We start from the raw sequence: 11,776 nt of genomic DNA on the forward strand, positions 1-11,776 counted from the left end.
CATCTACTCACTATCTGCTAAACCAAACGCTCCCTTAACAAACTTTAACGATTGATTCCTGTTTTCTGTCCGGACAAATACGATCTTTACCTGCATGAAAAACCTGTACGCCTCACTCATCCTCTTCTTTACCTTTATCAATGTCCACGCACAGCAGTTTAAACTTTCAGGCCAGGTTAAGGATGCCCGGGGTGAGGCGGTCCCTTTTGCTTCTGTTTACCTGAAAAATACAAGTAACGGGACATCTGCCAATGTGGATGGCCGGTACACACTAAACATGCCTGCGGGCAAACACGTGGTTTTGTTCAGGGCGGTAGGCTTCAAACCGCTTGAGAAACCGGTCGGTATAAGCCGCGACATGGAACTCTCAGTCACCATGGATCCCGAAGCGTTTGACCTCGGCAGCGTACGTATCAGCGCAGGAGGTGAGGATCCGGCGTATGCTATTATACGAAAGGCGATAAAAAACAGGAAAAAACATCGTGATGAGCTGTATGAATACAGCTGTAATGTATATATAAAAGGTGTTCAGAAACTGGTAGGTGCACCGAAGAAATTCTTTGGCCGCGATATTCAAAAGGTACTGGAACTTGACACCAACCGTAAGGGAATTATTTATCAGAGCGAGTCAGAATCAAAATTCAACTACAGGCGACCGGGACAGGTGAAAGAGGAAATGATCTCTTCGCGCGTAGCTGGTCGCAATAATGCGTTCAGCTTTAATAAGGCATCTGACCTGATGCTGAATTTTTATGACAACATCGTGCTTGAAAACACGTTGAGTTCCCGAGGTTTTATCTCGCCGGTTTCAGAAAACGCCCTCTTTTATTATCGCTATAAGCTGTTGGGCAGTACAGAGGAAAACGGGGAAACGGTGCACAAGATCGAGGTTACTCCCCGCCGCAGCAATGATCCGGTTTTCCGCGGTCAGATTTACATCACAGAGGGAAGCTGGCGAATTTATACCACAGCACTTTACCTGACCCGCAGCACGGGCATCAACTTACTGGATACACTGCATATTGATCAGCAATTCTTAAAGACAGAAAGTGCTTATGTTCCGGGTACCGTAACCTACCGCTTCAATGGCAATGTCCTGGGCTTTAAGTTTGAAGGTTATTATATCGGGGTCTATAACAACTACAACACGCGGCCAAATTTCCCGAAAAAATGGTTTAATGCTGAAATTCTCCGTGTTGCAGACACGGTAAATCAAAAACCGGCGTCTTACTGGGATGAAAGACGCCCGGTTCCGCTCACAAACGAGGAGTCGGTTAACTATGTGCGTAAAGACAGCCTGGCGAAACGGAAAGAGTCGAAGGCCTACCTTGATTCTGTAGAAAAAGCAAACAATACGTTCGGTCCGGGAAAGCTGGCGCTGACGGGATATACCATTCATGATCGATATAAGAAAAAGAGCCTGAGCTTAGACCCTATACTCCCTTCCCTGTTCTATAATACGGTAGAAGGTTTCGGCATCAGATACGGCCTGACGTACCGGAAAACCTTTGCCGACCGCAAAAGCCTGACCATACGCCCCGAAGTCCGCTATGGACTGGCGAATGAAAAACTGACGGGCAGTCTGTCTGCAGGTTATACCTACGACCCGGTTAAACGCGGATGGCTGGGAGTTTCATTTGGCTCAGGAATCTTCGACCTAAACAGTTTTGGTTCCATGAGCCTGCTTACAAACTCATTTAACTCATTGGTTTATGAAACCAACTATCCCAAATTTTATGAGAAACGTTTTGTGGATCTCTCTACAGGAAGAGAGTTATTAAACGGGTTATTTGCAAATCTGAAAGTAAGTTACTCGCGAAACAACATACTGCGCAACAACACGGATTATACCTTCATAGATTATGACGACAAGCAATTCAGCTCCAATAATCCGTTTACACCAGATTCCGAAAGTCCGCTGTTCCCAACCTACCGTTCACTGAACCTGCACGCCAGCCTGGCTTACACATTTGGCCAGAAGTTCATTACCCGGCCGGACATGAAAATTTATGAATCGCCAAAATATCCGAAGATCGAATTAAGCTACCGAAAGGGTATCAAAGGCGTATTAGGAAGCGATGTTGATTATGACCTGATCAGCATGGAGATCTCGCAGGACCGGATCAGCGCTGGTATGTTAGGTTACACCTCTTTCGTGGTTGGTGCCGGCAAATTCCTGAACAACCGGGCAGTTTATTATCCTGAGTTCAAACATTTCTGGGGGAACAATGCATTGATCTTTCCTCCGAACCTGCGCCGGTTCTCCTACCTCGATTTTTACATCTTCAGTACTGACCGGGAGTACTTCGAAGCCCATTTGGAACACAGTTTTGCCGGGTTCTTTACCAATAAGATTCCCCTGATCAGGAAACTGAAACTTGAAGAGTTTATAGGCGGAAGTTACCTGACCCAGCCGCTTAAACACAATTACAAGGAGTTCTATTTTGGGCTGCAGCGGCTCGTATTTCGTGCCAGCTATGGCTTTGCATACGACGGCCGGAGAAAAGTATCGCAGGGCTTCAGACTGAGCTACGGATTCTAAGTTTAAACAATGAACAAGTCGTGTATGGACCTTAGAATTTAGAGTCCTTTTCCCTATCTTTGCACCGCATTAAACGCCGTTTGCAGCGGTATCAATGGATATGACGAAATACCAGACCTTGCTGTACTATTGCTACAGCCGAATCGAAAATGCGGAACAGTTTGCCGCAGCTCACCTAACATTTTGTAAGTCGCTTGGCCTGACCGGCCGTATCATCGTTGCCGATGAAGGGCTGAACGGCACTGTTTCCGGTACGCCTGAAGCCTGCAGCAAATACATGGAAGCCATTCATGCTGACAGCCGGTTTGCGCATACCGAATTCAAGATTGATGATGTTGAGACACCTTCCTTTGTAAAAATGCATTGCCGTTACAAAGCAGAGATTGTGCATTCGGGGCTGCGTGATACAAGCATCATTGACCCAACCTTGCGTACGGGTAAACACCTGGAACCTGCCGACTTCATGAAAATGAAAGATTCAGATGATGTGGTTATCCTGGACGTACGCTCAAATTATGAGCACAACCTGGGCAAATTCAAAAATGCGGTAACGCTTGATATTGAAAACTTTCGCGATTTCCCCGAGAAGATCAACGAACTCGCCCAATATAAAGACAAGAAAATCCTGACGTATTGCACAGGGGGCATCAAATGCGAAAAAGCTTCGGCACTGCTCCTTCACCACGGATTTAATGATGTTTACCAATTGCATGGTGGCATTATTAAATATGGCAAAGAAGCGGGCGGCAAAGATTTTGAAGGAAAATGTTACGTATTTGATAACCGCATTGCAGTCGATGTAAACAGCGTAAACCCGACAGTTGTGTCTACCTGCTATAACTGCGGCACGATCAGTGCAAAAATGATCAATTGTGCCAATCCGGAGTGTAATGAGCACATTACCCAGTGCGATGCATGTGGAGAACAATTGCAGGGCGCCTGCTCAACATCCTGTCAGGCGCACCCAAGAAAACGCCCTTACGATGGCACAGGTTATTACGTGAAGGTGCCTGTATAGAAACGCCCGGCTGACGGTTGGTGACAGACGATGCAACATGGTCGATGGTCAATGGCGCTCCGCGATTAATCTGTACCAAAGTTTTCCTTGTGTTGAAAGTCCCTGCTTTTGAGTTTGAACACGTGATGATTTGGAAGGTATTTCCGTAATTAAGTAATGAGATTGACAGACTTACGATTCCTTTCCGGAAGTTGAACTGTCCAGTCTAGATTTACAAATTGGGAAAGCCTCAGATTCGGCATGTGGATTTTGCAGAACCTTGCCAGGGAGACAGCAATCCGGTTCCGGCGATTCTTGCCCTGTTCCCCTTCCCGGCTGAAAGACGTACTGTTTTTTATAGCGCTTGGCCGGACACACATCCCGATATCAGCATTCAATAATTTGTATGTCCGGCATAAAAACTAGCTAAAATGACCCGCGCTTGAAGTTATCATTGAAACCGAAACGCTGAGGGAATAGAAACGACAGACCATGGACAACGACGCATGGACGAATAGCGCAAAGTCATTACCTTTGCAGCCGGAGCGCAACCGCATGCTAAAAGTACTTATCTACACATCTTTATTTCTTCTCTCCCTGTCTGCACACGCTGTTCAGGATCCGGGAAATATTCACGGAATGGGTGTACCGTATGTTCAGAATTATGCAAAAACAGCATACCGGTCGGGAAATCAGAACTGGTCTGTTACAAAGGATGAGCATGGAATTATGTATTTCGGCAATGCCGAAGGCCTTCTCTCTTTCGACGGGCGATACTGGCAAAAGTACACTATGCCGCAGCGACAGATCGTTCGTGCTGTGGCCGCCGATCGCAAAGGACGAATCTATGTTGGCAGCTTTGGCGAATTCGGCTACTGGAGCTATCGCAACGGCAGGCTTGTTTACCAGTCGCTCACCAAACTGATCCCCCAGGGGCTTAAGGTGACAGACGAGATCTGGAAAATTTATATTGACGGAGACAGGATTCTGTTTCAATCATTTTCAAGCATTTATATCTATAAAGATCAGCACATAGACATCGTCAAGTCGCCCGAACCCTTTCTCTTTCTGCATAAAGCAGGATCACGTTTTTTCGCAGAGGTTATCGGATTCGGATTATATGAACTTAAAGGCAAAACGCTGCATCCGCTCCCTGATGGTAAAGCGATAAGTAAGTCTGGCGTTCTTTCTATCCTTCCGTATAGTGGCGACCGCTTCCTCATAGGGACAAACCGGAACGGACTTTTTCTATACGACGGGAAAAAATTCAGCCCGTTTGCCAGTCCCGCCAATAATTTCCTGATGACCTATCAGTTGAATAACGGGGTAAAACTGAAAGGAGACTACTATGCATACGGCACCATCCTGAACGGAATTATTATCCTTGACCGCAACGGTTATATTGTTCAGAAGATAAATAAATCGAGCGGACTGCAGAACAATACGGTACTGAGTCTTTATACAGATGAGGAACAGAACCTTTGGACAGGGCTCGACAATGGCATAGACCGGGTTGAGCTCAATTCTGCCCTTTATTTCTATTTTGACAAGGCCGGTCAGTTCGGAACCGTGTATTCATCGATAATCGATGGTGATAAGATTTACCTGGGTACTAACCAGGGACTATTTTACAGCAACTGGAAACCGGAAAACGGAAGCGTCTATACCAGCTTCAATTTCAGACTTGTGCCTAATTCCCAGGGGCAGGTCTGGGATCTGAGTCGGATTGACGGTCAGTTGCTCTGCGGCCACAATGATGGAACATTCCGGATCAGGAACGGTGGGCTGGAACAAATTTCTTCAGAAAATGGTGGCTGGACCATCAATCGCCTGCAAACCCATCCCGACAAACTTATCCAGGGCACCTATACGGGTCTCGTCATTTATAAGAAAGACCTGGCCGGTAACTGGATTTTCTCTCACAAGGTAAGTGGTTTTCGGGAACCTGCGCGTTATGTCGAGCAGGACTCGAGAGGCGATATCTGGGTTGGCCATGCTTACAAAGGTTTGTACAAGCTGAAGCTCAGTCCCGATCTGCGCCGCGTCATTTCCCAACGATCGTACAGCGACCGCGACGGCCTTCCGGGCACCTACAATGTAAGTATCTTTAACCTGGAGCGGAAAACAGTTTTTTCGACAGATACAGGTTTTTTCACATTTGATGAGATCAGCAATCGTTTTTCATCTTATGATGCGCTTAATAAATCTTTAGGAAGCTTCGCGGCTTCGAATAAGATTATCCCTGCCGGCGATCGCAGGTATTGGTTTATAAGCCGCGGGCGAGTGGCACTGGGCGAACTGCCCGATGGCGGCCGTATCCGCCTGGATTCTACCCGTTTTAGTATTCTTGACGGCCGCATGGTTCAGTATTATGAGAACATAAGCCGAATCAACACCGAGCTTTATCTGATCAGCGTGGACGACGGTTTCGCAATCTTTAATAACGCACGCACCATACAAGCTGCGCCGCAAAACAGCAGCGTACTGATTCGGGGCGTTGAAGACATTACAGACACCTACGCCACCCTCACCGAACATGGTGAAACGGATCGTTTTCTTGAATTGGAAAATAGCCGGAACAACATCCGGATCACCTATGCGCTCCCGTATTACCGTCAGGCAAACATTCGTTATCAGTATTATCTGGATGGCTACTCTCAGAAATGGTCTGACTGGAGTACGGCAACCGAAAAAGATTTTACAAACTTGGGCAGCGGGACCTATGTATTTTCGGTACGGGCCATGATTAACAATGGTAAGCCCGGACCAATTACGCGTTTCGAATTCCGTGTGCTTCCACCCTGGTATGGAGGTACGATCGCTTTTATCGTTTACGCTATTTTAGCAGCGGTCGCTTTATACGCAGGCAAGCTGATCTATGAGAGAAAATTAAAGCGCGATCAGCAAAAGATCACCGCGCAGCTGCAACGTGAGCAGGAAGAATATCTGCAGCGTGAAGCCGAGGCGAACGAAAAACAGATTATCAGGCTACAGACAGAAAAGCTGCAGGCAGAACTGGCCGGAAAAAATCGCGAGCTTGCTAATTCGGCAATGAGTCTTGTCTACAAAAATGAGTTGCTTCAGAAGCTTAGCCAGGAAATTATTAAGATCCGTGACAGCAGCGGACAAAAATTACCTGAAGACCAGCTGCGAAAAATCCAGAAAGTAATTGACGAAGGAATGAACGATGAGCGCGACTGGAATTTATTCGAAACAAGTTTTAACGAAGCGCATGAGAGTTTCTTCAAAAAGTTAAAGGTAAATCATCCTGACCTGGTACCAAACGACCTGAAGTTATGTGCCTACCTGCGCCTGAACATGAGCAGCAAGGAAATTGCATCACTGCTCAACATCTCGCTTCGCGGGGTTGAAATAAGGCGCTACAGGCTACGAAAAAAGCTGAATATAGCCCATGATAAGAACTTAACAGAGTTTCTCATCGAGATGTAGCACTACATCATTACCTCTCATACCCCATTTCCCCAGCCCCGGATAATGCTAAGTGTAAAAAATACACTTACCTAAAGCCGTTAAAAGGTTTTACCTAAGGCTTAACCGCTATTCGAGCCGATTTTACAAAATTTATCCCCTCCAGGCCTAAACTATATGGTTACTGATGATGTAATAATGATGTGGCTTGCTCATTTGTGTATGCCGCAAAACTGGTGGACTTTTACTTCAGTAATTAACGAAAACGATTAAAGCAATTATGAAAAAAATCTTTACGAATCTATCTGTATGGGTTGTGTTCTGTTTGCTGTCTTTGAATGTGGCCTTCGCGCAGAACGTAACCGTCCAGGGACGGGTTACAGACGCTGCCGACGGTACAGCCCTTCCGGGTGTAAGCGTTGTTCTTAAAGGCACTCAAACAGCGGTTCAATCTGACGCAAATGGAAATTATTCGATCAGCGCCCCGGGAACCGGCACGTTGGTTTTCTCCTTTGTGGGATATGCATCAAAAGAGGCAGCAATCAATGCGCAAACAACTTTGAACATTACGTTGACTTCAAGCTCACAGGAATTGGAACAAGTGGTTGTGGTTGGATATGGCACACAACGCAAGCTTGATGTAACCGGTTCTGTGGCAACAGTAAAAGGTGAAGACATTACAAAACAGCCGTCAACCAACCCTATTTCGGCGTTGCAGGGCCGGGTGGCAGGTGTATCAATCGCAAATAATGCTACGCCTGGGGCTTCTCCGCAGATCACCATTCGCGGTACGGGAACGATTTATGGTAATACCGGCGTACTGTATGTAGTAGACGGCGTTTGGTATGATGACATTTCATTCCTTAACCCAGCCGATGTGGCCAGTATCAGCGTGTTGAAAGATGCATCGAGTCAGTCTATCTATGGTATCCGTGCGGCGAACGGTGTTGTACTTGTTACTACAGTGCGAGGCAAAAACGGCAAACCGACCATTAACTATAATGGTACCGTTGGGGCGCAGCATGTTACAAACCCGGTGGAGATGACCAATGCTTCTGAGTATGCTACCGCTGTCAATGAAGCCTATGCCATTCAGGGAGCGGCGCCACTCTTCGCAAACACGAATCTCGGCGAAGGTACTGACTGGTATGACCAGGTATTGAGAACTGCCATGATTAACAACCATCAGTTATCTGTCAATGGCGGCACAGACAAATCAAGTTATAACCTCTCCCTTGGTTTCCTTGATCAGGACGGCATCATATCGACGAATAACTTCAAGAGATACACCGCTAAACTTTCGAACGATTTCCAACTCATGGAGGCGTTGAAGGTTGGTTATAACGTAACGGGGACGGCCAGCAGGTCAGCCAACGTTCCGAACTCGATCTTCAGAGCACTTTACACAGCATCTCCGGTAGTACCGGTATTTAAAGCGCCGGGAGCATACGGTGATCCAAGTGATTTCAACCTTGGCAATGGAAGTAATGTAAACCCGCAGGCTACACTTGATTTCAACAATAGCCGCACCGACCGGTATCGCGTTACCGGCAACGTGTTTGCTGAACTTAAATTCCTGAAGAACTTCACATTCAGAACAAGCTTCGGTGGGGACTTTGGCCAGGACGATATACGTAACTACACGCCTCAGTATTTTGCTACCAGAGGTCAAAACACAAACATCAGCACGCTGTCTGTTGGCCGGGTTGCTACGCGTAACTGGATCATTGAAAATACGCTTACCTATAACAACACCTGGGAAGATCACAACCTGACCGTATTGGCAGGTCAGACGGCACAGCGTTTCAGAAGTTATACAATGACCGGAACAGCGCAAAATGTTCCGTTCAACAGAGAAAGCGATTTGTATCTTAGCCTGGGTAATTCAGCCGGACGGACTATCGAAGACTCGGGCTCCCTGAGCACTGCTGCGTCATATTTTGGCCGTGTAAATTATTCCTTTAAAAACAAATATCTCCTGAACGCTTCTCTGCGTGCAGACGGTGCATCACAGTTTTATGGAGGCAACAATCTTTGGGGTTACTTCCCCTCAATCGGCGGTGGCTGGGTGGTCTCCAACGAAGACTTCATGAAAGATCAGACTATTTTCAGCAATTTGAAATTACGCGCAAGCTGGGGTAAAGTCGGTAACGCAGGTGTTCCGATCAACCCGACAACACTTACCGTCACCCAGATTCCGGCACTGATTGCCTTCTACGGCGGAATTCAAAACACCGGTGCGAGTATTAACACTCTTGTACCTCCTGCCCTTTTCTGGGAACGCAGTGCCGGGCTCGATGTAGGTTTGGAAATGGGCTTTTTTGAAGGAAAATTGAATGTAGAGGCTGATTATTACAGCAGAAAAACCGAACAGGCCATTTTCAACATTCCGATCCTGGGCTCACTGGGAACGTCAAACAGCCGATTACTTGGCAACCAGGCAGATTTCAGAAACCGTGGCGTCGAACTGGTGGCTACCTGGGCTGATAAAACCTCTACAGGATTTGGTTACACAATCAGCGGAAACGTTGGTTACAACGACAACGTTGTACTGAACGTAACGTCTGGCTCGAACCCGATCGACGCTGGCGGTGATGGCTTGAATAACGCTGTATTGCCGACACGGACCGTTGTTGGTCAGCCAATAGGTTCATTCTACGGCTATCAGGTTACCGGCATTATTCAGACCGCGGCAGAAGCAGCGGCATCTGGCATCACCGGTGCACGGCCCGGCGACTTCAGGTATGCTGACCTCAACGGAGACGGCCGTATCGATGCTAAAGACAAAACTTTCCTTGGCAACCCAAACCCGCGTTTTAACTACGGTCTGAACACCAATTTTACCTATAAGAACTTTGATCTGACGGTCGACCTTCAGGGTGTTGCCGGAGTAGAACTGTTTAATGCCAACCTGGGCAATCGCTTTGGTAACGAAAACTACACAAAAGAGTTCTTCGATAATCGGTGGACAGGAGGCGGATCTTCCAACACCTATCCGTCTACCAGCCTTGCAGGCGGCCAAAACAATCAGACAAATTCGTTTTATGTAGAAAGTGGTGACTACCTGCGTGTAAGAAATCTTCAACTCGGTTACAATCTGCCATCTGCGCTCGTAACTAAATGGAAAATGCAGCGCCTGCGCGTCTTTGCAAATGCGCAGAACGCATTCAATTTCTTCAGCTATCGCGGATTTACTCCGGAAGTTGGTGGCGCTCCAACCAGCACCGGTGTCGATTTCAGGGTTTATCCTTTGTACGCTACTTACAACATTGGCTTGAACGTAACTTTCTAACGAACAAAACATGAAAACAACTCACTCGATAAGCTGGCAGAAATTAGGTGCCGCATGCTTATTTACAATTATATTAGGCGCATCTTCCTGTAAAGACAGTTTTCTTGATGTTGACCCGCAGGGCCAACAGGTGGCAACTGAATTCTGGAAAACCGAAGCTGATGCAACCAAAGCGGTGAACGCGATCTATGCCAACCTGCGCAGCTGGGAAAACGTCGCCTTTCCGGCACTTGTAATAGAGAGCACACCTTCTGATGAGGCTGATAAGGGCAGTACCCCAACAGATGCAACATTTTTCAATCTGTTTGATCAGTTCACGGTCGGTTCGACCGAAGGATCTTTACAGAGCTTCTGGACCGGGCAATACAGAAACATTAACTTCTGTAACCAGGTCCTGGATAATATTCCGGGAATCACGATGAATGAGGGTCTAAAAAGCCGCTACCTGGGTGAAGCAAAATTTGTGCGTGCATATTCCTACTTCAGACTTGTACGTGCTTATGGCGGTGTTCCTCTAAGGCTGCACATTCCCAAAGACAACTCCGAATACAACCTTCCGCGGGCTACCCGTCAGGAAGTATATGCTCAGATCGAAAAGGATCTTACTGAAGCTGCAGCTATACTGCCTGCCTCGTATCCTGCTACAGATGTAGGCCGCGCCACAAAAGGCGCAGCATTGGGTCTATTGGCAAAGGTTTCTATGTACCAGCAAAAATGGACGGAAGTACAAAACTATACCAATCAGGTGATGGGGCTCGGTTACAACCTTTTCCCCGATTTCGAAAAACTGTTCCGTGTAGAAAATGAAAACAGTGTAGAATCTGTATTCGAAATCCAGGCGGAATTTGTTGCAGGAAACAACGCTGCCAATAACTCTCAATATAGCCAGGTACAAGGGGTTGCAGGTGTGCCTGCAGGAGGCTGGGGCTTTAATACCCCATCTGCATCACTCATTAACTCTTTCGAACCCGGGGATCCGCGTCGCGATGCGACCATTCTCTTCCCCGGTGAAAGAACACCCCAGGGCGATCTTATTCCTACTACAGTTCCCAATATCGGTTACAACCAAAAATCATATGTTCCTTTCAGCAGATTTGTATCTGGCAACCAGGGAGCGGAGCAAAACATCCGTGTGCTCAGATTTGCCGAGATCCTGCTGATGAATGCGGAAGCAGCGAACGAGTTGGGTAACACGACGCAGGCCTTAACATCGCTTAACCGGGTACGTGCCAGGGCGCGCGGTACCGCAACGGGGGTATTGCCTGATGTAACAACGACAGACAAGGCTGCACTTCGCGCAGCGATCTGGAGAGAACGTCAGTCTGAACTTGCCCTGGAAAGTGACCGTTATTTTGATGTGGTACGTCAGGGCAGAGCTGCCGAAGTTTTCGGCCCCAAAGGCTGGAAAGCCAACAAAAACGAAGTTTGGCCTATTCCTCAACAGGAAATAGATCTGAGCGGCAGCCTGCTTACGCAGAACCCAGGCTACTAGTCCGTGTCCTGTCTGGATGTCGCT

The 11,776-nt window shown here is 47.2% G+C and carries 5 protein-coding genes; all 5 read left to right on the forward strand.

The window, feature by feature from the left end:
- The first annotated feature begins 94 nt into the window (after positions 1 to 94).
- The 5 genes from EJV45_RS18675 (at position 95) to EJV45_RS18695 (ending at position 11,752) form a co-directional block, all read left to right on the forward strand.
- Positions 95 to 2,542: a DUF5686 and carboxypeptidase regulatory-like domain-containing protein gene (locus tag EJV45_RS18675; protein ID WP_129718158.1), complete on the forward strand. Its 2,448-nt coding sequence runs from the start codon at positions 95 to 97 to the stop codon at positions 2,540 to 2,542.
- Between the two features lie 100 nt (positions 2,543 to 2,642).
- On the forward strand, positions 2,643 to 3,560 hold the full coding sequence (locus EJV45_RS18680) for a rhodanese-related sulfurtransferase (RefSeq protein ID WP_129718159.1): 918 nt from the start codon (positions 2,643 to 2,645) through the stop codon (positions 3,558 to 3,560).
- 471 nt (positions 3,561 to 4,031) lie between these two features.
- Complete coding sequence (locus EJV45_RS18685; RefSeq protein ID WP_240755346.1) at positions 4,032 to 6,989, forward strand: triple tyrosine motif-containing protein; 2,958 nt, start codon at positions 4,032 to 4,034, stop codon at positions 6,987 to 6,989.
- A 259-nt stretch (positions 6,990 to 7,248) separates the two neighbouring features.
- A complete protein-coding gene (locus EJV45_RS18690) occupies positions 7,249 to 10,260 on the forward strand; it encodes a TonB-dependent receptor (RefSeq protein WP_129718160.1) in 3,012 nt (1,003 codons plus the stop codon).
- Between the two features lie 10 nt (positions 10,261 to 10,270).
- Positions 10,271 to 11,752, forward strand: coding sequence for a RagB/SusD family nutrient uptake outer membrane protein (locus EJV45_RS18695; protein WP_129718161.1), 1,482 nt, complete (start codon positions 10,271 to 10,273; stop codon positions 11,750 to 11,752).
- Positions 11,753 to 11,776: the final 24 nt, after the last annotated feature.

It is taken from the genome of Pedobacter sp. SYP-B3415 (assembly GCF_004138205.1).
Lineage (GTDB): Bacteria > Bacteroidota > Bacteroidia > Sphingobacteriales > Sphingobacteriaceae > Pedobacter.

Excerpts from the sequence above, each read along its gene's own strand:
- EJV45_RS18675 (WP_129718158.1), top strand. The coding sequence starts at position 95 with ATGAAAAACCTGTACGCCTCACTCATCCTCTTCTTTACCTTTATCAAT.
- EJV45_RS18680 (WP_129718159.1), top strand. The coding sequence starts at position 2,643 with ATGACGAAATACCAGACCTTGCTGTACTATTGCTACAGCCGAATCGAA.
- EJV45_RS18685 (WP_240755346.1), top strand. The coding sequence starts at position 4,032 with ATGGACAACGACGCATGGACGAATAGCGCAAAGTCATTACCTTTGCAG.
- EJV45_RS18690 (WP_129718160.1), top strand. The coding sequence starts at position 7,249 with ATGAAAAAAATCTTTACGAATCTATCTGTATGGGTTGTGTTCTGTTTG.
- EJV45_RS18695 (WP_129718161.1), top strand. The coding sequence starts at position 10,271 with ATGAAAACAACTCACTCGATAAGCTGGCAGAAATTAGGTGCCGCATGC.